The sequence below is a fragment of the Cupriavidus basilensis OR16 genome (assembly GCF_000243095.1).
Taxonomy (GTDB): Bacteria; Pseudomonadota; Gammaproteobacteria; order Burkholderiales; family Burkholderiaceae; genus Cupriavidus; species Cupriavidus basilensis_D.
In genome coordinates, this window is the sequence record NZ_AHJE01000071.1 from 1 (window position 1) to 24318 (window position 24318).

General features: G+C 63.9%; 15 protein-coding genes and 2 pseudogenes. 10 read left to right on the forward strand and 7 right to left on the reverse strand.

Annotation, left to right across the window (positions count from 1 at the left end; translation table 11 throughout):
• The 5 genes and pseudogenes from OR16_RS48400 to OR16_RS24925 all read right to left on the reverse strand — a co-directional run.
• Positions 1–1542 (reverse strand): annotated as a pseudogene (locus tag OR16_RS48400) (ImcF-related family protein); the annotation flags it as partial.
• Between the two features lie 853 nt (positions 1543–2395).
• Positions 2396–3325 carry a hypothetical protein gene (locus OR16_RS24910; RefSeq protein WP_006160950.1) on the reverse strand — a complete coding sequence of 310 codons (930 nt, stop codon included), beginning with the start codon at positions 3323–3325 and terminating at the stop codon, positions 2396–2398.
• Positions 3326–3685, reverse strand: a complete 360-nt coding sequence (locus OR16_RS24915; RefSeq protein ID WP_337459871.1) for a PAAR domain-containing protein — start codon at positions 3683–3685, stop codon at positions 3326–3328.
• Between the two features lie 657 nt (positions 3686–4342).
• A complete protein-coding gene (locus OR16_RS24920; RefSeq protein WP_006160952.1) occupies positions 4343–6781 on the reverse strand; it encodes a glycoside hydrolase family 19 protein in 2439 nt (812 codons plus the stop codon).
• A 7-nt stretch (positions 6782–6788) separates the two neighbouring features.
• A complete protein-coding gene (locus OR16_RS24925) occupies positions 6789–9128 on the reverse strand; it encodes a type VI secretion system Vgr family protein (protein WP_006160954.1) in 2340 nt (779 codons plus the stop codon).
• 237 nt (positions 9129–9365) lie between these two features.
• On the opposite strand from OR16_RS24925, the gene tssB reads away from it, so the two are divergent.
• The 8 genes from tssB (at position 9366) to tssE (ending at position 19007) form a co-directional block, all read left to right on the forward strand.
• Complete coding sequence (gene tssB / locus OR16_RS24930) at positions 9366–9881, forward strand: type VI secretion system contractile sheath small subunit (protein ID WP_006160956.1); 516 nt, start codon at positions 9366–9368, stop codon at positions 9879–9881.
• Between the two features lie 26 nt (positions 9882–9907).
• Positions 9908–11455 (forward strand): type VI secretion system contractile sheath large subunit, encoded by a 1548-nt coding sequence (tssC, locus tag OR16_RS24935; RefSeq protein WP_006160958.1) that lies wholly within the window; start codon positions 9908–9910, stop codon positions 11453–11455.
• 69 nt (positions 11456–11524) lie between these two features.
• The gene (tssK, locus tag OR16_RS24940; protein WP_081488880.1) at positions 11525–12871 is read left to right on the forward strand and encodes a type VI secretion system baseplate subunit TssK; all 1347 of its coding nucleotides are present in this window, start codon (positions 11525–11527) and stop codon (positions 12869–12871) included.
• Complete coding sequence (locus OR16_RS24945) at positions 12868–13518, forward strand: DotU/TssL family secretion system protein (protein WP_006160961.1); 651 nt, start codon at positions 12868–12870, stop codon at positions 13516–13518. The genes tssK and OR16_RS24945 overlap by 4 nt, the downstream gene beginning before the upstream one ends.
• 10 nt (positions 13519–13528) lie before the next feature.
• Complete coding sequence (locus tag OR16_RS24950; RefSeq protein WP_043421004.1) at positions 13529–15256, forward strand: OmpA family protein; 1728 nt, start codon at positions 13529–13531, stop codon at positions 15254–15256.
• Positions 15257–15272: 16 nt separating this feature from the next.
• Positions 15273–15758 carry an Hcp family type VI secretion system effector gene (locus OR16_RS24955; RefSeq protein ID WP_006160967.1) on the forward strand — a complete coding sequence of 162 codons (486 nt, stop codon included), beginning with the start codon at positions 15273–15275 and terminating at the stop codon, positions 15756–15758.
• Positions 15759–15858: 100 nt separating this feature from the next.
• Positions 15859–18576 (forward strand): type VI secretion system ATPase TssH, encoded by a 2718-nt coding sequence (gene tssH / locus OR16_RS24960; protein WP_006160968.1) that lies wholly within the window; start codon positions 15859–15861, stop codon positions 18574–18576.
• On the forward strand, positions 18573–19007 hold the full coding sequence (gene tssE / locus OR16_RS24965) for a type VI secretion system baseplate subunit TssE (protein WP_043420989.1): 435 nt from the start codon (positions 18573–18575) through the stop codon (positions 19005–19007). Before tssH ends, tssE begins: the two co-directional genes overlap by 4 nt.
• Before the next feature lie 119 nt (positions 19008–19126).
• On the opposite strand, the gene OR16_RS24970 is transcribed toward tssE, so the two are convergent.
• Both OR16_RS24970 and OR16_RS24975 read right to left on the reverse strand, forming a co-directional pair.
• A complete protein-coding gene (locus OR16_RS24970) occupies positions 19127–19600 on the reverse strand; it encodes a hypothetical protein (RefSeq protein ID WP_141639911.1) in 474 nt (157 codons plus the stop codon).
• Between the two features lie 51 nt (positions 19601–19651).
• Entirely contained in the window at positions 19652–20185 is a 534-nt protein-coding gene (locus tag OR16_RS24975; protein WP_006160973.1) for an AAA family ATPase, read from the reverse strand.
• Positions 20186–20550: 365 nt separating this feature from the next.
• On the opposite strand from OR16_RS24975, the gene OR16_RS24980 reads away from it, so the two are divergent.
• Together OR16_RS24980 and OR16_RS24985 are read left to right on the forward strand one after the other, a co-directional pair.
• The gene (locus OR16_RS24980; RefSeq protein WP_006160975.1) at positions 20551–21804 is read left to right on the forward strand and encodes a S1 family peptidase; all 1254 of its coding nucleotides are present in this window, start codon (positions 20551–20553) and stop codon (positions 21802–21804) included.
• A gap of 125 nt (positions 21805–21929) precedes the next feature.
• Positions 21930–24205, forward strand: a pseudogene (locus OR16_RS24985) (transglycosylase domain-containing protein).
• Positions 24206–24318: the final 113 nt, after the last annotated feature.

Below are 24318 nucleotides of genomic sequence, written 5' to 3' on the forward strand. Positions count from 1 at the left end.
GGCCTCGCTTGCCACGTCAACTGGTAGTTCGCGCTGTCGACCGGCTCGACATGCGCCCGCTCCAGCATCCGCACCAGTCCCCAGCGGCCGCCGAACTCGTAGTGCTTGCTGGTGCCCGCCGTCTCGGTCTGCCACTGCAGCCGGGTACCCGGGTCCTGCAGGTTGCTGGCCGGCCAGGTCATCGCCTGCCAGGTCTCGCGCTGGTTGTAGTAATGCAGCTTTTGCCCGTCCAGCGTTAGCACCGTGTCGGTCAGGCCCGGGGTCGGGATCGGCTTGAACTCGAAGCGGTACCGGGGCTCGCCCTGCGCCAGCAGGTGCGCGGCAATGCGCTGCAAGGCGTTGATCGCATTGAGGAAGGCGGGATCGAAGGCCTGTGCCTGCCCGCCGCTGGCTGCCGGCAGCCACTGATCGCCCTGCAGTTCAAGCACGCCCGCCAGCTGCGTGCCGAGGAACGCGCCGATCAGGCCGCTTTGCGGGCGCAGGAAGCGCGCCAGTTCGGGCAACGACGCATCGTTGGCGCTGTCGGCAAACGGATAGCGTCCGGCGAACGAGCGGCCCCACGTCATCGCGATGCTTTGCCGCCAGGCCTCGTTGAGGCTCGCCTGCGCCGGTTGCAGCACCGTCTGCGTCGCCTGCACGATGGGCCGCACGAACAGCGCCTCGCCCATGCCCGCCCACTGGCTGCCGAGGCTGGCCGCCATCAGCTGGGCATAGGCCTGGGTGTCGGCGAGTTCCGAGCCCTTGCCCTGGAACAGCGCCTGCGCCATTTGCCGGGCCTGCGCATCGGCATCGGCGCTGTTGCTGACCTGCTGCAGGCGCAAGCGCAGTGCCGTGGCGCGGTCAAGGAACCGCTGCAGGCTCAGATCACCATTGGCGCCCGGGTTGGCACCGGCGGCCTGGCCCTGCGCCACCAGCCGCAGCACCGGGCCAAAGGCCGCACCGAGCGGCCCCGCGGCGTCCGGCTTCGCCACCTCGGGTGCGGTCTCCTTCTTGCCCAGCAGGTCCTGCGCCTTGGCCACCAGCGTATCGGACAGCGTGTCCTTGCGCGCGCCGGCGCCGCCCTGGTATTCGAGCGACTTCATCAGCGCGATCACCGGCGACTGGCGCGCGTCGCGCCATCAGCTTGAGTTGATCGATCGCCGCCGGCAAGGTCGGCGCCGGTTCCCATTGCAGGCTGTTCATGAAGCCCTGCCAGCGCTCCGCATAGTCGGCGAAGTACTGCTCGGTGAGAGCCGCCTGCAGGGCTTCGGCCGAGCGGCCTGCCGTTTGCTGTGCTTGTTGCGCTTGTTGCGGCTTGCCGTCGGTCAGCACCCAGTCATTGGCGATTTCCGTGCGCTTGGCCGCCTGCTCGATCGCGGGAGCCACATAGCCCTCATAGGCCTGGCGGGTAAAGATACCGGGCACGACGGCGGCGGAGCGGAACAGCCCCCGGGTATCGGTGCCGGCGGTCAGCGCCGCCAGGGTCTGGTCCGGATACTTGCTGCCCCCGTTCTCCCCAAAGGCTTGGATCACGCCCCGGTAGACGGTGTCCTCGGCGTTGCGGGACCAGCGCAGCACCTCGGCGAGGCGCGCCAGGACAATGCTGTAGGGGTGAGTGACACGGCGCTGTGACGACAGGTCTGCCGTGCCGTCGGTGGTCAGGACCACAGCGTCCACCGGACGGCGGCGGCGCAGCTTGTAGAGTTGCCTCAGCCAGTCCGTATCCGGCTGGCCATTCTGCCCGGACTTGTTCCACAGCAGCACCGTATCGGGGGTGATCAGCCAACCTTGTTCGACCAGTTCGGGTAACAGTCGAGCGATGGCAGCATCGTCGCCGGTGAGCAGCAGCCAGGGCTGGCGGTAGCGCCAGCCCCAACCATGATGTGCGTGCAGCGCATCGCGTATTGTGGCCAGTTGCTCGGGACGCACCGCCAACTCGGCGCCGCCCGCCGTCGCAGCCCCGCCCGGCTTGCTGGCATCGTAGTTGGCCACCCACAGCCTGGCGCGCAGCAACTGAATCTTCAGCGCCAACCATTCGTAGTACCGGGCCAGCAGCAGCGACACAATGCACCCGATCGACAAGGCGATTTCGAAGAGCTTGACCTGCTGGAGCGACAGCCCCTGGCCCGGCCCCTCGAACCAAACCGCGAGGCCGACTGCGACAAAGAGGATCAGTATCGCGATACAGAGATAGCGTGCCACCGGCTGTGGCTGATATTCATTCATGATGATTTGCGGCACACGAGGGCGATGCACTGATCGCCTTCCTGGGTGAGGACGAGTTGCGATTGGGCGGACAGCGCGGCATTCTCGGCAGCGAGGACAGTCGCGAGCCATGCGCCTGCACTGCCACAGTTACCGATGGTCTTCGCTAGATTCACCCATCTGACGGCATTGCCCAAGGGCGATGATGACTTCAGCTGCGTGACCACTTCATCGGAAAGGGCGTGTTCCCAAACTGCACCAATGCTCTCGGCGCTGGTTCGCCCCCAACGCATTGCCCATGCCACGGCGTCCGAGGTGAACGGTGCGCTGTCCTTGGCAGGACGGTGCAAGTGCAGCGCGGCACCAAGACCTCGTTCGCGGGCATGCGATCTGCCCAGGCATCGACATCAAACAGCGACAGATGATCCATATCGGCTGTAGCGGCGACGGACAGATTCGGGAGGTGCGCCAGAATCTTGGCTTCAAGTCGTGCGCTGATCTCATCCGCTTCCACGGATGACGCAGAAACGAGACGTACACGTAGCCGGGTCTGCACCGGCAAGGACGCCAGACTCGCAATGACGGGGCGGAGCAGGCGGTCAAGCAGCCAGTCAGTGACGACTCTATGCCTGGAGTGTTCCGAGAGTTCATTGCCAGGGTAGAACGGCTTTTCGGGTATCGCGATCCAGCGGGCTATCACGTCCGTTTCCGGGTATGCCGCACTTGGCCGGGCAGTCACTTGCACGCGCCCGCTTGCAACGCCGTCAACTCCGTTCTCCGCATCGTCGGCGGAAAAGCACCACGCATGGGCCAGAATCGCAAGTGGCTTGCTGGCGTGCACATGGCAGTCCCGTTCCTCGGCGTCGCTCGCCCGGTTGACAGCCATGGCGTCGCTGCGCCGCGCATACGCGCTGGCCATGGTGACGCTCCACAGAAAGGCCCAGGCAGCGACGGGATAGCCGATGACGCAGAGCCAGAACCAGAAGGTGTTTGTCGGCTTTGTCGCTGGCCAGAGGTAGAGGACCAACCCGGCGCCCCCACCCACGATGGCGACGAACAGGAACGTCCACCAAGCGACCGACGGGCGCGGCAGGTCTGGCACCGTGGCTCTGGGCGGTACCCGCTGAAAATCGATGGCCATTTATCGGACCGTCGCGCCGCGCCAGCGAGCAATGAGAAGACTGCCGCACTGGGTGCGGTCCCCGTCGCGCGCAAGCGGCACGCCTGCGTCCGTCATGCCATGCCCGCCTTCCACGATCTTGTTGTCGCCGTGAATCGGACACGACACGATATCGCCGATCCGCGCGGCACGTTTCCCCCGGACCCGAATGCGATCCGATCCCGACAGGATCTTGCCGCCGTGACTCGTATCGTCGTCTTCGTAAGCTAATTCTTTCATAAGTTTAAAAAATTCCAAAAAATTAATTAATTTATTCTTATTAAGAACCACCGAAGTCAAACGCTCCTTTTCGCCTAAATCGACGCATTGCGCACCATTCACCTCATCTGCCGAAGGAAATTCTTGACGTCGCGGGCAGTTTTCAGGCGAAAAGTAGATGGCCGGTGCTCAACATAGCCATCGATCCCTGTCATCTCGCTATTTTCAATGATATTTTTATTCTCCGCAAAATAACCGTTTGAGCCCCTCTCGTACTATCTTTCGCATTAGAAATAGATAAAAATAGAGAAACTTTCATAATCGCAATATATTTCAATGTTATATTGAACTTTATCCATGGAGACTGAGATCCATAAGAATCTGTCCACCGCATCTTTCTCCGTCGTCTTCGCATGTTTGATATCGCAACTCAGTTATCTATGCCGTCTATCGGCGCAACTGTTTTGATACCCCTAAGTGCTCGAGGGCTAATCGGCTGATAAGTTACAGGATCGCAGGTTCGGTTCGAAATCAACTTCCGATCCCGCTTTATATAAAGCCCACTTGGAGAACCTTGATACAATACATAATGATACCGTCCTGAACTAAATTTCAAATGCGTATACACAACATTCCCTTCCGATATATCGCTTATGGAAAACCATCTCCGAGGCGGATACGGTTTTTTTGGAAATTCAAGCTCAATTTCACCAATTCTGCCAAATCTATATTGAACGTATCCATTATCTGGAGATGTGTTTCCCGACGCGCAGATGGAGATCACTTTTCCATCAGTTTCTGTGCAGCAGCTTCTCCTTGATCTGCCTTTTCCGGTAGATTTCTGTCGACCCAGAAATAAGCAGCGGATCTTGCAGCGTACTTAGGTTGAACGAGTAGATCTGGATTTGTTTCAAAGTCAATAATCTCATGAGGCCATTCATTTTGTAGAGCCGCATGCCATCTGGCGAAAGCTCTGTAGTTGGCCCGCCCGGTAAGCTGCTTGAGGCCTCGCCCTCGGTATCGCCAACCATCCCCGCTAACGTAGGTTCCGTTACCCAATTCAGCACGTCCGCCATATGCGCCGTTAGCGATGGCTTCAAAGTCAGCTTGATTCATACTTGTGCCATCCGCCTTGATTGGCCTTACGTGATGGTAGCCGTGCGCGTTCGCCTGATCGGGATGATGATGGAAATATGAAAACGTTGCTATTAACGAACTGGCTTTCCAGATAAAGCCCTCTTCGCGGGTAAGCGAGGAGCCTGTTTCCTGCATCACTTGAGCAAAAAAATGTGTTCGTCTAAGTGGTGTGTCGAGTTTGTAGGCTTGAAGATGAGCATTGAGTTCATCCGCTACCTCTTGGAGTGCGTCGCGGTTTGCGTGGGGAAACAGCCTCTGCATCATGGGCAGGGTAAACTGAAATCTTCCTTTACCGAAATTGCCTACCAATCCAATCGGATGAATATGAAAGACCTGCGGAGCCGGAAGGGCGGGGAAATCTTCCTTCACAGCATCCCACCAGGCCAACGCCTGGATACGCTTGCGCTCAGCCTCACGAGCCTCATCCGGCCCGGCCTTTTTCTCGATCTCCGTAATGAGTTGCGTCCACTTGTCCGGATTCGCCCACTCGCTCTCATGCTTGACAATGAGCCGCGATGCCCGCATTGCTGCCCACGCGTCCTGGGAGGCGACGCAAAGGTCATTCGCCGCCTGGCTGCCGTCGCCGGTCGCATATAGCTGCCGACAAACGGCTTGCATCAACGGACTGATTTTGTCGATGGCGCCGGTGTTCGGAACGTCTGCGCCGGTCGAGTAGTCGATGTACGCCTGCGTCGAAGCAAAGATGGTGTGGGTGGAATCGTGCGGGTCATGCAGGACCTCGAAGTCCACCCACCTCTGCGCGAACTCGCGCGAGATCCGTCCACCCGCGAAATTTTGCTCGCGCACCCAGCCGGTGATGGCTTGGCGACGTACGTCCGCGCTGTCAACTTTCCACCAGCGCATCTTCTCGCCGTCACTGCCCTCACTGGTCTCGGTGTAAGGCTTCTCGGTATGCTGGCCGAGTTCCGCCAGGGTGTACGCCTGGACAACATCGGTCAGAGGAGCGTCCTGGCCTTGCTGGTTCGGGTTCTCGTAGAGCGTCGTCCGCCGGTCGATCCGTAGAATCGTGGGGTCGGCTGGCAGCGCCAATTGCTCCCACGCTTTCGGCTTGGCGCCGTTCTCGGTCACCCATGCGCGGCTCGTCTCGATGAACGACTGGATGCTGTCGTCGCAGAACATCTCGAGGTGGACCATGCGGGCGGAGACACGTTCGCTGAGCGAATCGAACCGTCCGATGTGGCCGATGAGATCGCCCGCGTTGATTGGCACCGGCTTGAGTGGTGCGACCACGCGATCCAGCGAGGTATCAGGCATGACAGTCTCGACGACGTAAGCCCCGTTCTCCTTGCCGAGATAGATCCACCGCTTCTCTGCAGCCTCCGGCGCGACATACCCGCCTACTTTCGGCGGGACCAGCGCCGACACATGCACGGCTTCGATCTGGCCCCAGTTGCCCTCCCGCTTCAGAAGACTGAACTGCGCCCCACGAGGCAGAATGCCGAGGATCGTTCCGCCTGGCTTGGAGGTGCGGACGCGCAATCCGGTTTGCTCGGCAGGAGCGCCCACCCCACTCGCACTGGCATCGGGCTTGTCGCTGGCGGCTTCCGTGACCCGGAGCCACGTTGTCCAGTACGAAGGCCGTGGCAATGCCTTGTCCGCTTCGTAACTGGCGAAGTCCTGCAGGTGCATGTACAAGCTGAAGAAGGGCAGCGTGTTGTCCTTCGGAAACTCCATCACGTGGCGCACCAGCGCGAAGCCCGTGCTGGAGTAGGCGCTGAATGCTGGCTTGTCACCCTGCGCCGGGATTTCGCTGAACAGGTAGGTCCGGTTGACGCGCCAGGCAACCACCTCTCCGTCGGCCATGCAGCGCACGCCATGCTTGAGGTCGAGTGACTGACCGGCGCCTGCGTCAGTGATGTGGATGCCGCCGTGCCACAGTCCTTTCCGGCTGACGGCGTATGCGCCACCAGGCTCTTTGCGCAGCAGCCGGTGAAATTCGTGCTGGTCCGCAAAGTCGGCCGACGGTTTGCCGGGGACTTCGGAAGCCTTGCGGAACGGGTATGCAAAGTTCAGCTTCTTCACCGGCGTCTTGGCCGGCTGCTGCGGTGTCGTCGTTGCCATGGCCTACTTATTCAGAGAACCCGAACTTCATGTTGTGCTTCACGTCTTGCAGCGGGGCGGTCTCCCAAGCGGGAAAGACAAAGCTGCCGCCAGCAGGGTCATCGGTACGCAAGTTGCCCCTGACGTTGACGTCCCCGATGGGGCTGGCGAGTTCGATCTTCCCGTTTGCAATCCGGATGTATGCGCCCGCGCCATCGCCGAGCGTGATGCCCTTCGTGGCGGTGATCATGACCTCGCCAGTCGAGGAGCTGACAACAACATTCTTGAAGGCCATCAGCTCCAGTGCATCGCCTTGGGCTTGTATTTGCACCTTGCCCTTTGCCGCGAAGATCCGGATACCCAGCTTCGCCGCAAACAAGGAGATGGCCTCGCCGGCTGCGGCGGTGATGCGCTTCATTACCCCGATGTCCAGGCCGCCGCCAGCTGTCATGAAGATTTGCTTGCCTGCGGCGATCTGCATGTCTCGACCACTGGCAATGCCGATGCCTTTCGGGGCGCTGGCGAGAATCGCAGGCGCCTTGAGCTGCGTAAGGGTCTGCTCGATCAAGGCGCGCTGCTGGTCGATCTCCGCAAGCCACGCTTTAGCGGCATTTGCGGAATCGTTGAGGCTGCGCATCATGTCCATGGCTTGCCGCAGCGTATCTTCGGCATCTGACATGGCAAGCTGCTCTCCGCTTGCCTTCGGCTGGTCATCCGCCGAAATGAACAGCCCCTTGCCGCCGCGGATCGCTCCCCAACTAGAGGTGCGCAGCTCAAATCCCTCGCCGCGCTTCTTGCGTTCGCCGTTGACCATATGCCCCAGCGTCAACTGGCTTTTGCCCGAATGCTCGGTGGAAAGCTGTACGTGCTCCTCGTCCTCCCAGTCTTCCAGCTCGAGCGTGTTGCCGCTCTGCGTGTGGATGACATTGCGCGACAGCAACCGGTCCTGGCTGGTAATCAGGTCGACGTGCTGGCTGTTGTGGTGCAAGTGCGCGATATAGGGCTTGTTCGGGTTGCCGTCGCGGAATGCGATGGCGGCCTCGGTGCCGTCGAGCACGGGGAAGTGGAAGCCCGTCTGCAGCGCGCCGGCGAACGCCTTGGCGAGGCGCAACGGCACGCTCTCGCTGCCCTTTGGCCATGCATCGAAGTCTAGATCGAAGCGGACCGTGTAGTGGCCCACCTGGGTCAGGTAGGCGTACTTGTACTGGCCCGGCGAGGTCACGCGGGCGCTCAGCGTGCCGTGTATCTTGGGCCATTTGTCTTCGGCGAGCGGCAGCCGGAAGCGCCGGTCGGACGGGATCGCCTTGTAGGTGTTGCGGTAGGCCTGGTCGCGCGCGCCGCTGTGGCGTACCTCGATGATCACCTGCCCGTTGGGCGCATCCGGCAGGACGCGGTCCATGCGCAGGATGCGCGCCGGGCGTGCGTCCAGCACATTGCTCTCACCCTCGTAGACCACCTGCCAGGCGATTGCTGCCTCGTGGCGCAACTGGGCCTCCCATTTGGCGCCGTCCTTGTCCAGGTGATGGCTCCCAAAGACGTAGGACTGGCCGTAGGTCGTCTTGTCCTTGCGGGCGATGTTCGCCTCGGCCTGGATACGCTCCCAGGACTGGTCGGGGTTGTAGTCCGCGACGCGGACCGATTCCGGCACCGTCTGCGCATGGGTCTTGATATCGGTCACGGCCTCGGCGCCGGACTCCAGCCCTGCCGTTTCGCGGTAAAGCACCCGCAATTCCGGCAGGTAAATGTAGTGGTCAATGTCGTCGCCAAACACCACCATCTCGCCGAACTTGCCCGGGATGAAGTAGCTGTAGAGCCCTTCCTGCTCCATCAGCAGCCGGATGTAGGCCCAGTCGGACATCTGGTACTGGAGGCGGAACTTGTGCTGCGGATACTCGCGGCGCGTCTTGAAGACAAACTGGTGGCCTTTCAGGTCATGCCGGCGCAGGATCGCCTCGATGATCTGCGGGCCAGTCTTGTTCTGGTAGACGCGGCTCGCGCGCGTGAGTTGCAGCCGCGCGACGAGCGGCTCGACCACGATCTCGTAGCTGCTGAAGTCGTGGGTCTGCTTGGTCTGGCTAAAGCGCGTGATGCAGCCTGCAAACTTGCGCGGCTCCGTGCCATCGGCAGGATCGATCAGGAACGTCGCATCCTTGCCGAGATAGTCGGCGCGCTCAAGCGGCAAGGGGTGCGTCAGCTGGATGGTGACGGTGTACGGCTCGCCCATCCGCTCCACCGCTTCGAATGACACCACCGACAGGGCGGCGGCGCTGGCCGCGGCAGGCACCTCGAGGAAGTACGCCTGGCGCCCGGTCAATTCCTTGAGCAGCGCAGTGCCGTATGCCCGCAGTTGTGCAACCGGATCCGTCATGGTTTTCGCTCCGTTGTCAGCGTGATCGACCTTGACGCAGAACTCTAAACGGCTTTTCAGGTGACAGAAATACCTTTTTGACACTTTAAAAATATTTCGCACTTTTTTGGCAAATTCGTACTGGTCCTATATATCTCGCGTAGACCTCCATGCTACTAATTACGGCGGATTGCCTTACTGATCGTTGTCGCAAGAATTGGAAAACGTTTAAATCAGAGATAAGAAAAGGAACAAGCGATGGCTGAGAGTTTCCAGAACGAAGTGCCCAAGGCACGGGTCAATATCAAGCTCGATTTGCATACCGGTGGCGCGCAGAAGAAGGTCGAATTGCCGCTCAAGCTGCTGGTGATGGGGGACTACAGCAGCGGTCAGGACACGCGGGCACTTGCCGAGCGTGAGAAGGTGTCCATCAACAAGAACAACTTCAATTCTGTTCTCGCCGACTTCAACCCGAAGGCAAGGATCGCCGTCGAGAACACCCTGATCGGCGACGGCACCGAGCTGCCGGTGGATCTGGACTTCCGCTCGATGGACGACTTCAAGCCGGAAGTCGTCGCCGGGAAGGTGCCTGAATTGCGCGCGCTGATGGCGGCCCGCAATCTGCTGCGCGACTTGAAGTCGAACCTGCTCGACAACGCGATGTTCCGCCGCGAACTGGAAAAAATCCTCAAGGACCCGGCCTTGTCCGAGCGCCTGCGTGCCGATCTGCAGAAGATCGGGGAGGCCGCGCCGGCTTCCCCGTCCGTCCAATAAGCGCCGTTCCACGAGGAGTGAACCCCATGACGAAGCATGAGATCGCCGCACGCGGCAATAGCGAAGCAGATACCGTTGTCCTGGACTCGCCGGGCAAGAGCGTCTACGAATCCCTGTGCGAGAAGATCAACCTGACGCCGGTCAGGACCACGCGCCCGGTGGAGTCCTTCCAGAGCGCCGATGCGCTCTCCGAATCGTCGCTGGATGAACGCGTCGCCCAGGCGATGAGCGTGTTCCTGAAGATGATCCAGGACTCGTCGCAGCAGGTGGACCGCCTTGACAAGAGCCTGCTCGATTTCCATATCGAGCACCTCGATCAGCAAATCAGCCGCCAGCTGGACGCGATCATGCACAACGAGACGTTCCAGCAGATCGAATCGGCCTGGCGCGGCCTCAAGTTCCTCGTCGATCGGACCGACTTCCGCAAGAACGTCAAGATCGAAGTGCTGGACGTCTCGAAAGATGCGTTGCGCCAGGATTTCGAGGACACCCCCGAGGTCATCCAGAGCGGCCTGTACCTGCACACCTACATCCAGGAGTACGACACGCCGGGTGGCGAGCCGATTGGCTCGATCATCTCGAACTACGCGTTCGACCGCGGCCCGCAGGATATCGCGCTACTGCGCAATATCTCCAAGGTATCCGCCGCGGCGCACATGCCATTCATCGGTTCCGTCTCGCCGGCTTTCTTCGGCAAGGAATCCATGGAGGAGGTAGCCAGCATCCGCGATATCGGCAACTACTTCGATCGCGCCGAGTACTTGAAGTGGAAGAGCTTCCGCGAGTCGGACGATGCGCGCTATATCGGCCTGACGCTGCCGAACTTCCTGGCGCGGCTGCCTTATGGGCCCGAAACCGTGCCGGTGCGCGCCTTCAACTACACCGAGGCGGTCAAGGGCCCGGATCACACCCGCTACCTGTGGGCCAACGCCTCGTTCGCGTTCGCCACGAACATGGTGCAGAGCTTCATCAAGAACGGCTGGTGCGTGCAGATTCGTGGCCCGCAGGCCGGCGGCCTGGTCGAGGACCTGCCGATCCACCTGTATGACCTGGGCACGGGCAACCAGGCCAAGATCCCGACCGAGGTGCTGATTCCGGAAACGCGCGAGTTCGAGTTCGCCAATCTGGGCTTCATCCCGCTGTCCTATTACAAGAACCATGACTTCGCATGCTTCTTCTCCGCCCACTCCGCCCAGAAGCCGACGCTCTACGACACCAAGGAAGCCACCGCCAACAGCCGCATCAATGCGCGCCTGCCGTATATCTTCCTGCTCTCGCGTATTGCCCACTACCTGAAGCTGATTCAGCGCGAGAACATCGGTACCACCAAGGACCGCCGCCTGCTGGAACTGGAGCTGAACACCTGGGTCAAGACGCTCGTGACCGAGATGACCGATCCGGGCGATGAGCTGCAGGCCTCCCATCCGCTGCGGGAGGCCAAGGTGGTCGTCGAGGATATCGAGGACAACCCGGGTTTCTTCCGCATCAAGCTTTTCATCGTGCCCCACTTCCAGATTGAAGGCATGGACATCAATTTGTCGCTTGTTTCGCAGATGCCGAAAGCGAAGAACTGACCAGCAACCGTCAGTCTCGACGTGGCGCTCCCATGCGGATAGGGCCTTTCCACGTACCAGCCGATCACGATGAAGATAACAAGACCGCTGTGGGCGCAGGGAATTTTCATGACCCCGCAGCATTTCCAGCAACAGGCGCAATGGGACCGATATGCCGACGAGCACGTCGCGCGCCTTGCCAGTCCCGATCCGTGGGGCACAGTGCGGGTTGCCCTTGACCAGCAGGCCCTGTCCATTCACCGTCTGGTGGTCAGTACGCTGGCGCTCAGGCTGCCGGACGGAACGGTGATCGATACCGAGACGGCGGACCGCACGCCAGCCGCACGCAATCTGGCCGACGTGCCGGCGCACATCGACGCGGTGGTCGTGGGGATCGGTCTGCCGCTGATCGATGCGCAAGGCGGCAACTGCATCGAAGCCGGGGAACGGCCCGCCCGGCCGCGCCGCTTCGTGCGCGAATATCTGGAAGTCGCCGACCTGCATGGGGAAGGCAAGGAAGAGATCAGCGTTGAGCGGCATGCGCTGGCGCTGCTGTTCGATTACGAATCGCACGATGACTATGTGAGCTGCGCGGTCGCTCGGCTAGTGCGGACGCCCCAGGGGCGCTTCGAGGCCGATCCGGCCTTTGTGCCGCCTTGCCTTTTCCTGTCGGCAAGTGAGCGGCTCACCGGCCGCATGATGCGGCTCTCCGAAATACTCAGCGCCAAGAGCGCGAGCCTGTCGGTGCGCCGCCGCGAACGATCCGACCAGATCGCCGATTACGCGGTTGCCGATGTGGCGTTGTTCTGGCTGCTGCACAGCGTCAACAGTACGTGGCCGGAACTGGCTCGCCTGTGCGCCGTGCCGCAGCAGCATCCCGAGCGGCTCTACGGCGTCCTTGCCCGTCTGGCCGGATCACTGCTGACGTTTTCCACCACGGAGACCCTGCAGGCCATCCCGCCTTACGACCACCTCGCGCCGGAGCCCGTGTTCGAGGAACTGGAATCGCTGATTCGTACCTTGCTCGACACGGTGATCCCGTCACGGGTGGTACCTGTTGCGCTGGAGCGCCTGCGGCCCACCGTCTGGGTCGGCAAGATCCTCGACGAGCGCCTGGTCGAAGGCGCCGAATACTACCTGTCCGTCCAGGCGGGACTCCCCGCCCACGCGCTGCTCGAACAGTTGCCACGCCTGTGCAAGGCGGGCGCGCCGGACGAGGTGGAGCAGATCGTCAACTCCGCGCTGACCGGCATCCCGCTGCGCGCCATGTCGCGCGTGCCTGCAGCCATCCCCGTGCGCATCGAGAACCAGTATTTTGCGCTGGATGGCGCGCACCCGGCGTTCAGGCGCATGCTGGCCGCGCGCGCCTGCCAGTTCTACGTTCCTGCGTCGCTGCCGGACGTATCACTTGAACTCTACGCAGTTTTGCCGGCATGACGAACTCCATCTTGATTCTGCCGCTCGCCTTGCGCGACACGGCCTTGACCGTCACCACGCTCGCCGATGACGATCAGCCTACGCGCTTCGAAGCATTCCGCGCGAAATGCGTCGAGCAGGTTTCCCGCTTGCGCGAGGAATTCCTGGAGGCCGGCCAGCCGGCCGATGTCGTCGAGGACGCCATCTATGCCCAATGCGCTTTGCTGGACGAAGTCGCACTGGGCAGGCTGCCCGGCGAAGATCGCGGCGCGTGGGAACGCGAGCCCCTGCAGGTTCGGGAGTTCCAGAGTCACGATGCCGGGGAAGCGCTTATCGCTCGCATCGAGCGGCGCCTGGGTGAGGCGCGGCCAGTGCTGCCGCTGCTCGCTGTTTTCCACGTGGTATTGGGGCTGGGTTTCCAGGGCAGGTTCGCGCTGGACGGCGCCGCCGCACGTATCGCGCTGATGCACGCTATCGATGAACGCCTGGATCGGGCCGGAGGGCTTAAGTCGGACGGCCCGGTGCTGGTGACAGACGGCAACGCGCGCCGATGGCGCGGTCATTTGACGCCGCTCGCCTGGGTGGTGAGCGCCTGTGCCGTCACTGGCCTCGTCTACCTCGCGCTGGACCGGTGGCTGGTCACCGCGATCGCCCGGCTCGTCGGCTGAAAGGGTGTTCGTGACCGGCTACCCCTACCGCACACTCGTCGGCTGGATCGCGGCGCTCGCGCTGGCCTGGCTGGCGTTCAGTTCGCCATGGCCGGCGGCATGGAGCCTCCTGCTCGCTGCCTTCACGATCGGGCTGGCGCTTCTGGCGATCATTGCTGCCACGCGCCGGGTGCGCGCGCGGCAGCGCGCTTCGCAGCCGGTGCTGCAAGCCATCGATGCGTCGCTGGATGGGCTGCCCTGTGATATCCGGCGCAATACACCGCTGGTGATGGCCATTGGGGACACGTCGGGTGCTCTGCCGCTAGCATTTGGCGAGGATCTGGTCCGAACCACGGACGCAGCGATCTGGGTGCGCGTCGATGACCCGTCCCGGCTGGCACATGTGGCTGACGCCCTCAAGCGCTGGCGCGAAGGGCAGGGTCCGGATGCTGTCGCCTACCTGATCGGCGCCGACCAGGCTCGCGACGCGGCCGCGCTGAATGCCGGGCTTCGGCGCTGGCGCTCAGCGATCGGCGAGGCCGGCCGTGGGGTTGGCTACGGCCTGCCGGTCTGCATCGCGGTGTATGCGGAAGAAGTCGCCCGAAGCAACGGTGCCCCGGACGATTGTCCCTGGTTCGGCATCTCCGGTACCGGAGTGCTGCAAGGCGATAGACTGCCCGCCCTGATTGCCGCCCTGATTGCCGCACGCGTCCTGCAGCACGCACAGGCCGCGCTGCCGGCAGATCGCGAGGCCCGCATGCATCGCGCGGCACGGCTCGATGCCCTGGCGCGCTGGGCCTGCGGCGCCTTGCTCCCGGCGCTGCTCGATAGCCAGCGCGGCAGCCATCAGGTGCGTGTTGTAGCGTTCGGCGTGACCGCTACCGAGGGCATCCCCGCCGCGGATTCGTTGCATGCCCGCTTCATTGAGCAAGCGACCGGGCTTACCCGCATCGCCAGGGACGGCCGCCGTGCACGCTACCCGCTGCCGGATGCCCTGATCCGGGGCATCGCCCGGCAGCCCGTGCGGCGGGCGCTGCCGAGCGCCATTGCCCACGCCTTTGCCTGGCTCGCGCTGGCCTTCTGCGCCGCAGCCGCGGCCTCCGCCTGGCAGAACCGTGCCTTGGTGGCGCGCGTGGTGGGCGATATGGCGCGCTATCGCGCCATCGGACCGGAGCACGACGCGGCCCGTGTCGATGCACTGCAGGCCATCAAGCGCGATCGCGACGAACTTGATCAATACGAACGCGGTGGCATACCGCCGCGCCTTGGCCTGGGTTTCTATCGTGGCGCCGGACTGCTGGCGCCGCTCAATGCCCTGATCGCCGCGTATCGACCGCCGGCACCGCCGCCATCTACCATCGAGCTGGACAGCCTGTCGCTCTTCAGGAGCGGCAGCGCGGCGCTCAACCCCGGTTCGAATCGCGTGCTGATCGGCGCGCTGGAGATGATCAAGACGTACCCGGACAAGCGCGTGCTGGTGGCCGGACACACCGACACCGCAGGCAGCCCCGGCCGCAACCTCAAGCTCTCCGAGGCCCGCGCGGCGTCAGTGCGTGACTGGCTGGCCGATGCGGCCGGCTTGCCGCCGACCCAATTTGCGATTCAAGGCTATGGCGATACCCGTCCCAAAGCCGCCAACGACACCGAAGCGGGGCGTGCCGCCAACCGACGCGTGGAGATCACGCTCGTCCCCGATTGCCGCGACGGCGATCGTGACCATCGGGCAACTTCGGGCCATCCGGCCTGTTCATTCCAGTAGAAGGAGAAAGAAGAAAATGGCAATTCCCGCATACATGTGGATCAAGGACGATGGCGGCGCAGATATCAAGGGCTCGGTCACGGTCAGTGGCCGCGAGGGCAGCGTCGAGGTGGTCGCCTTCGATCACGCCGTCAGTATTCCGACGGATTCCAACACCGGCAAGCTGACTGGCACGCGCGTGCACAAGCCGGTCGTCTTTACCAAGGAAACCGATGCCTCGACGCCGTACCTGTACAAGGCCGTTACCAGCGGCCAGACGCTCAAGTCGGTGGAGATCAAGTGGTACAAGATCGACGACGCCGGCAAGGAGAAGGAGTACTTCAACACCAAGCTCGAAAACGTGAAGGTGGTCGGCGTCACGCCGAAGATGCTGGACATCAAGAACCCGGCCTTCGAGAAGCACAACCACCTCGAAGACATCGAACTGCGTTACGAAAAAATCACCTGGTCGTACAAGGACGGCAACATCATCCACGCCGACAGCTGGAACGAGCGCTCGTAATACGCGCGTGGCCGGCGTCCACCGCCGGCCTGCCATCTCGCGCGGACCCGGTACAGGGGCCGCGCGCTCCCTTCTTCACCCCGCGTCCCACTTCGTTCCCATGACCGCCCGCGACCTCTCCCCGTTTCTGCGTCGTCTCAACGACCATTGCGCCCGTGCCCTGACCGGCGCCGCCAGCCTGTGCGAAACACGTGCCCACCGGGACATCGAGGTCGAGCACTGGCTGATCAAGCTGCTGGAGCTGGGCGACGGCGATCTGCTGGCGATCTTGCGGCGCTATGAACTCGATGTGGACGGCATCTGGAACGGGCTGCTCGCCGCCATCGACCGGCTGCCGCATGACCTGCGGGGCAAGCCTGGCCTGTCACAACGCCTCGGCCAGTGGCTGGAGGCCGCATGGATGCGCGCATCGCTCGAAGCCGCGGCGCCCGGAGGATCCACGTCAATCCGCTCCGCGCACCTGCTGGCCGCGCTGGCCGAAACGCCACACCTGCTGCGGGCGCCCGGCGCCTGGCCGCTGTTGAGCGTATCGGCCATCCAGATAGAGCGGCTGATGCATGAACTCGACAACATCTCGACCGAGGCAGCCGCTCCCGACGCTGGCGAGCCGGCCAGACCGGCTCCCGGCCCGCTGTCGCCGGCGCCGGTCACTTCCACCCCGGCCAGGCCGATGCCCGGTCAGGCCGATACATCGGCGTTGGCCCGCTTCACGACCGACATCACCCGGAAGGCCCGGGACGGCAAGATCGATCCGGTATTCGGCCGCGACGTCGAGATTCGCCAGATGGTCGACATCCTGGCGCGGCGCCGCAAGAACAACCCGATCCTGGTTGGCGAACCTGGCGTGGGCAAAACGGCGCTGGTCGAAGGCCTTGCGCTCAAAATCGCGGAAGGGGATGTCCCTGTGGTCATACAGAACGTCAGCGTGCTGACACTGGACCTGGGCCTTCTGCAGGCCGGGGCCGGCGTCAAGGGGGAGTTCGAGCAACGCCTCAAGAACGTGATCGAGGCCGTGCAGCAATCGCCGACACCCGTGCTGCTTTTCATCGACGAGGCCCACACGTTGATCGGTGCGGGCAACACCGCAGGCGGTGCCGATGCCGCCAACCTGCTCAAGCCCGCCCTGGCGCGCGGCGAGCTGCGCACGATCGCGGCGACCACGTGGTCCGAATACAAGCAGTACTTCGAGCGCGACGCCGCGCTGGAGCGGCGCTTCCAGATGGTCAAGGTCGAAGAGCCCGACGACGACAGCGCCTGCCTGATGCTGCGCGGCCTGAAGGGGCGGTATGCGCGGCACCATGGCGTACACATCACCGATGCCGCCATCGCCGCCGCCGTGCGGCTTTCGCGGCGCTACCTGACCGGCCGCCAGTTGCCGGACAAGGCCGTCGACCTGCTCGATACCGCCGCGGCCCGCGTGCGCATGAGCCTGGAGGCCACGCCGGTCGCCATCTCTGCCGGCGAGGCGGAACGCGCGGCGCTGGAGGTCGAACGGACCGCCCTGCTGCAGGACCAGGGGACCACCGGCGCGGATGTCGGCAAACGACTGGCGGCCATCGGTGCCCGGCTGGATGCGCTCGCCATTGAGCTCGAACAGTTTGCGCGCGCCTTCGCTGAACAGAAGGGGGCCGCCGAGACACTGATTGCGTTGCGTGCCCAATGGCAAGCCGCCGCCGACGAGTCGGCGCGGCGGGATCTGGCGCCATCGATCCGGGCCGCCCGCGAGATGCTGGCCAGGCACGGTGGTCAGGCCGCGCTGATCCACGCGGAAGTGGATGAAACCGCCATTGCGCAGGTGATTGCCGACTGGACGGGGGTTCCGGTCAACAACCTGCTGTCCAGCGAGCTGGCCACGCTGCTGGAACTGGAAAGGCGTTTGGGGCACGTCGTGGTCGGCCAGGACGAGGCGCTCGCCGCGCTCAGCAAGAGCTTGCGGGCGGCCAAGGCAGGACTCAAATTCGAGGAAGCGCCGCTGGGCGTGTTCCTGCTGGTGGGGCCTTCGGGCGTTGGCAAGACTGAATCGGCACGCGCGTTGGCCGACCTGATGTTTGGCGGTGAGCGTTCACTGGTCACCATCAACCTGTCCGAATACCAGGAAGCCCACACCGTCTCGCAGCTGAAGGGTTCGCCGCCGGGGTATGTCGGCTACGGGGCAGGCGGCGTCTTGACCGAGGCGGTCCGTCAGCGGCCCTACAGCGTCATCCTGCTCGACGAGGTCGAGAAGGCGCATCGTGATGTACTGAATTTGTTCTACCAGGTCTTTGATCGCGGCTTCATGCGCGACGGCGAAGGCCGGGTGATCGACTTTCGCAATACCGTTATCCTGATGACCTCGAATCTGGGCAGCGAGCAGATTCTGGCGGCAACCGACGCCGCCGTCGCGGCCGGCGCCGAACTCGCCAACGGCATGCTGATGGAGGCGATCCGCCCGACGCTGGTCGACCACTTCCAGCCGGCCCTGCTGGCACGCTTCCAGACCATTGTCTATCGACCGTTGTCGGCCGACGCCATGGCATTGATCGTGCGGATGAAGCTCGGCAAGGTGGCTGACCGCATCGCGCGCCGCTTTGGCGTGCCACTGCGGTGCGACGACACGCTGGTGGCCGAACTGGTGCGGGCCTGCCTGCTGCCCGATTCGGGCGCCCGCAATATCGACAGCCTGCTCGATCAGCAGATCCTGCCGGTACTGTCGCGCGAGCTGCTGGCGCGCATGGCAGGCCAGCAGACGCTGTCATCGATTCGCCTGTCGTTCTCCGAGGACGACGGCATCGGCCTGGACTTCGAGGAGTTAGCAATGACAACCGGGGCCCGCGCGTGACACGGAGCGGGCCGGGCCTCTTTGAAGCGGTGACGGGCTACTTCGCGAACGGCGTGGCCGTCGACGATTTCGATGCGGCGACGCAGACGTTCCTGTCCGTGCGGGACAACATCCAGCGCATCCTCAATAGTCGGCGCGGCAGCCTGGCGCATCTGCCGGATTATGGGCTTGGCGATCTGTCCAGGATCTACCGGCATCTACCCGCTTCAACGCACACGCTCAAGCGCGAAATCGAATCGACGCTGCTGCGCTACGAGCCGAGGCTGAAATCCATCGGCATTGCGATCGAAGAGACCGAGCCGGGCATGTTGCTCAGCTTTACCATGAGTTGTCAACTGCATCGGGCCGGCCTGGTGCGATTCGGCACCCACTTCATGCCCGATGGACAGACGCGCCTCAAGCTGCTGAAAGCCGAACGTGACCGTGAGTGACCGGGCAACGACGGCCTGTCATGTGCCTGGATCGCTCGATCTGCTTGATTGCCGGGCGGTGAAGAAAATCCAGATGTCGGCTGGTCGACGAGGTGATCGGAATCTCGTCAATCATGGAGTCACTCTTGACTATCGGCCGAGGCGGGGACCACCGCGCCGCCGCCGCCGGGCAGCCAGGCTGCGGGCCCCCGCAATTCGAACGTTAGCCGGTCGTGCACCTCGCAACCACCTGGGGTGTCTTGAATCGTTCGTTCGTGCACCCAGCTGCGCATGCTCAGCATCCGCGACGTTTCCTTGAAGCGGTAGCCCGGTCCCACCTCCGCCAGCATGATGTCGTCGACCTCCACGGGTAACATGCCGAACGCCAGCAGCCAGCTGCGGCCGAGCCGCTCGCCAAGCGGCAGCTCGTCGATCGCCTTGCCGCGCATGGCGGGTGGCGCGGTCATGCGCAGCCAGGGAAACAATTCGTCGTTGATGCCCCCCGACGTGGTCGCGCGCTGCCATGCCTGGCTGGCGGGGATCGGCAGGGAGGAGGCAAGCTCGAACATCAACGGCATGGCGGTTTTCGGCTGGATGGTGAATGTGTTCGCCATGATAGCGAGCCAACGCCGCATGCGGTCCGATGCCTTCCCCAGCCTTGCCTGTCAGGTTGTCGCCGCACCCGCAGCGGATGGCACATGCCGAATCACGTTGAAGCCCTCGTCCGCTGACGGTGCCACAAAGTAAAGCGTGATGGCATCGAACTGCGCATCGGTGGTCTCGAACGGGTGCGTGCCGCTGGCATTGCGCGCGCGCAGGCGGGCCTTGCACAGGGCGTCCGGCGCATCGAGGTAGTGGAGTTGATGCGCTGCGCCCGCGTGCGTGAACATGGCCCGGGCCCAGCTTCGGGTGGCCGGCGTGTTGGCGGGGAAATCCAGCACGACCGACATGCCCGCCAGCAGCAGCGCTTCGATGTGGCTGGCCATGGCGTCGCGCAGTCTTCCGGCGCAGCGGGCATAGTCGGCCACCTCCCGGATCTCGCCGGGATACAGGCGGGACAGCCAGTTATCCTCGCTGATCAGCACCGTGGCCGGCTGGGCAGCTAGCTGCCTGGCCAGCGTCGATTTGCCGGAGCCGATCTTGCCGCAGACCATGTGGAGGATGGCTGTGGGGTGTACGGCGGAGCTGGCTGGCTGCATCTTTAATCTCCTTGGCGTTGAAGGCCTCAAGGAGACGGGCACAAAAAACCCGCCTCGTTGGGCGGGTTGCTTTGCGTGTTCAGGCCACGTGCGCTAACCCACCATCCCAGGGATGGTGCGAATAATCGACGGGGTTTGTACGCGGGTCATGAGGCATGAGATTAACGGATTACATGCTTGCCCGCAATCGCATTCGCGGACCGGCACGGAAACCGGCGATAATCTCGACCGGGCAATATGGGTGGACCCCGAGACGAACTACCGCACTGCACCGCCATCGCGCGTTTGCCTCGCCTTACCTCGCCACGCGGATCGGCCACTCCTCCCCAGCTTTCTTCCCGCACATGACAACGTCACCGCCAGCTATGCGCCGCTCCTTCCTGATCGCCGTTCCCGTCTTCCTGGCGCTTGCCGCCGCTAATGCCAGCGCGCTCGATGCCCCGCAGCTGCTCGCCAAGCTCACGCCAAGCATTTATGCCGTGCGGGCAACGGGCCTCAACAACGCGCCCCTCGCGTCGGGCTCCGCCGTGGTGATCGGCCCTGGGCAGCTGGTCACCGCTTGCCACGTGCTGGCTGGCGCGCGCGAGATTGCCGTGCGGCGCGACAACGTGAGCTATGACGCCACGCTGGAAGCGCCTGACGTGGATCGCGACCTGTGTTTGCTGCGCGTCGCGAACTTCAACGCGCCGGCCGTCAGTGTGTCGGCGGCGGCGGCGCCGTCGTTTGGGCAGAGGGTGCTTGCGGCAGCCAGCCCGGAGGCCACGGGCGTGGTTGTGGTGGATGGCAGCGTGGCCGGATTGCGCGCGGGCCCGGACGGCAAGCTGGACCGCATCGAGGTCACGCTTGATCTCCCGGTGACGGCCAGCGGTGGCGGCCTGTTCGATGAGGCGGGCCGGCTCGTGGGCATCCTGTCGGCACGGCGCGCGCCCGGCGAAAGGCTCAAGGCGTTGCCCGCCGGCTGGATCGCGTCGATCAAGGAGCGCGGCGTGGCGGCCATGGCCAGCTATCGATCATCCGCGCCGGCGGCGCCCGCGGAGCCTGTGGTGGACGAGGCCGGCGCTGCCCCGGCTGGCGGCGCGTCGCCCCGCGTTGGCGAGACCTGGCGCTATGAGCTGGTCGACAAGATGACGCGCACGCGGCGCGATGTGGTCTACCGTGTCGACCGCATCGAGGGTGACCGGGTCACGTTCAACCAAGGCGCCCGCGTGGAGACCCTCGACGGCCGCGTCAACCGGATCGCCACGCCCAGCGGCGGCGATTTCGATGGCGCGTCGCCGCCGCGCGGCTGGGTGCCGGAAGACATCAAGCCGGGCGCCCGATGGAAATACAGCTACAAGCAGGCCGGTACCGGCTTGCGCACGGACCTCACCGGCGAGGTGACCGGGGAGTCCACCATCACGGTGCCCGCCGGCAGCTTCCAGGTCTTGCGGCTGGCTTACAAGGGCTACGTGATGCGCCCGTTCTATGGCGCCACCGGCGCAATTTCCGCGGTGCCTTATACCGCGGTGGCGTGGTATGCACCGGAGCTCAAGCGCGTGGTGCGATTCGACGCAAGCTTCGCGTCCAAGTACGAGCGCCTGGACGAGAGCCTGGTGCTCAAGGAGCACCGCTTCGACTGAAATGGCCCCAATGCGGCCTTGATTTGCTGGTGTTGGACAAGATGCCAGGGCGCAGCAAGCGATTTTGGTAGGATGCAGGCCTTTCCTCGCGCCGGAATGTGACTCCGACCAATGTTGCTTGCTTCATGAATCTGGCCCAGATCAAATCCCTCGCCGCCGAACGGCTTGCCCGCCTGCGGCGCCCCACGCGCCGCGGCGTGGCCAAGGCAGTGGCCGCCGTGCCGGTGCTGTTCCTGCTCTATGTACTGGTGCTGATTCCCTTTACCCCGGGCATCAGCGATATCCGCAAGGCCAAGTCCGACCAGCCCGCGCAGGTACTGTCGGCCGACGGCAAGCCGCTGGCCATGTTCAAGTGGGCCAACCGCGAATGGGTCCGCCTGGCCGATATCTCGCCGAATGTGACAACGGCGCTGATCGCCACCGAGGATCACCGCTTCTACCAGCATTTCGGCCTGGACTGGCGCCGCATGGGCTCGGCCGCGCTGCATACCTTCTCCGGCGACCGCCAAGGTGGTTCCACCATCACGCAGCAGCTGGCCCGCAATCTCTATCCCGACGAGATCGGCCGCGCGCCCACGCTTACGCGCAAGCTCAAGGAGGCCATCACGGCGCTGAAGATCGAGGCGCTTTACACCAAGGACGAGATCCTCGAGACCTATCTCAATACCGTGCCGTTCCTGTACAACGCGTACGGCATCGAGATGGCGGCCCGCACCTACTTCGATAAGTCCGCCGGCCGGCTGGACGTGCTGGAAAGCGCCACCCTGATCGGCATGCTCAAGGGCAACAGCTACTACAACCCGGTCATCAACCCCGAGCGTGCCGTGCAGCGGCGCAATATCGTGCTGGCGCAGATGGTCAAGTACCAGAAGCTGGAGCCGGCGAAGTACGAGCTGCTGAAAAAACGCCCGCTACGCATCGACTTCGAGCGGCAGACCGAGCCGCCCGGCCCGGCGCCGCACTTTGCCCAGCAGCTGCGCAAATGGCTGATCACCTGGGCGGACCGCAACGACTACAACATCTATACCGATGGGCTGGTCGTGCGCACCACCATCGATTCGCGCCTGCAGGCGCTGGCCAACCAGGCGGTGGCGCGCCAGGGCAACCAGCTGCAAGCCATCGCCGATGCCGCCTGGGCACCGCGCTCCGGCTGGGCGGCCAACCAGGACCTGGTGCAGGCCTTCGTGCGCGAGACGCCGGCGTACCGCGCGGCCAGGGAAGCGGGGCAGACGCCCGAGGCGGCCATGAAGCAACTGCTGGCGGATAACGCCTTCATGCAGGCGCTGCGCCAGTCCAAGACCCGCATCCAGGCCGGCTTCCTCGCGCTGGACCCGCGCACCGGCGAGATCAAGGCGTGGGTAGGCAGCCGCGATTTCACGCTGGATGCCTTCGACCATGTGCAGCAGGCACAGCGCCAGCCGGGTTCCACGTTCAAGCCGTTCGTATACGGCGCAGCGTTCGAGCAAGGTGCCAAGCCCGACGACACGTTCGTTGACCAGGCCGTGGAAATCCCGCTCGCCGGCGGCGAGGTCTGGCGGCCCTCCGACGATGGCCCCCCGAGCGGCGCCTACGGCACCATCGCCAACCAGGGCGCCTACCTGGAGCCGGTGATGGTCACCCGCATCGAAGACCGCAAGGGCGAGGTGCTGGAGACGTTCCGCCCGCGTCGCCCGAGCAGGCGCTGCCTGTCGCCACCGTGCAGACGCTGCTCGACGTCATGCGCGGCGTGATCGACCGCGGCACCGGCGCGAGCATTCGCACGCGCTTTGGCATTCGCGCGGATGTCGCCGGCAAGACCGGCACTACGCAGGACAATGCCGATGGCTGGTTCATCCTGATGCATCCGCAACTGGTGGCCGGCGCGTGGGTCGGGTTCAACGACAGCCGGGTGACGCTGCGCAGCGACTACTGGGGCCAGGGCGCGCACAGTGCGCTGCCCATGGTGGGCGACTTCTTCCAGCGCTCGCTCCGGTCCCGCATGATCGATGCGAACGTCCGCTTCGTGGAGCACAAGGAAGTCGGGCTCTTCGAAGCGCTGGGCTGGACGATACGGGGCTGGTACCAGCGGTGGTTCGGGCCGGCGCCCAAGCCGGAAGCGCCGCCCACACCCAAGCGGGCCGCGCGTCCCGCGCCGGAGCCGGAGCCGGCGGCGGCTGCCGAGCCGGACACCGGCGTGGCGGCATCGGCGGTGTTGCCCGCGTTGACGGGCGAACGCAACCCGGCCGTCGACCAAGGTGTCTTGGATGCGGGGCCGGCGTCGGCGAGTCCGCCGGCGGTGGCGCCGGCAAGCGTGCCCCCGGCCATCGCCACGCCATCCTCCACGCAAGATGTCCCAGGGTACGGGCCAGCGAAAGCAGCCAGCCCTGAAGCGGGCCCAGGCCCGGCGCGACCGCAGGAATGATAAGGCAGTCCCACGCATGGCGCGCAACGCGACTTGCCGCTGTGTTCGCTGTCCGCCTTTGATCGTCCACGCCTTCTTGCCTTGGCGCCTGCCTGGAGCGACCAGTTGCGTTC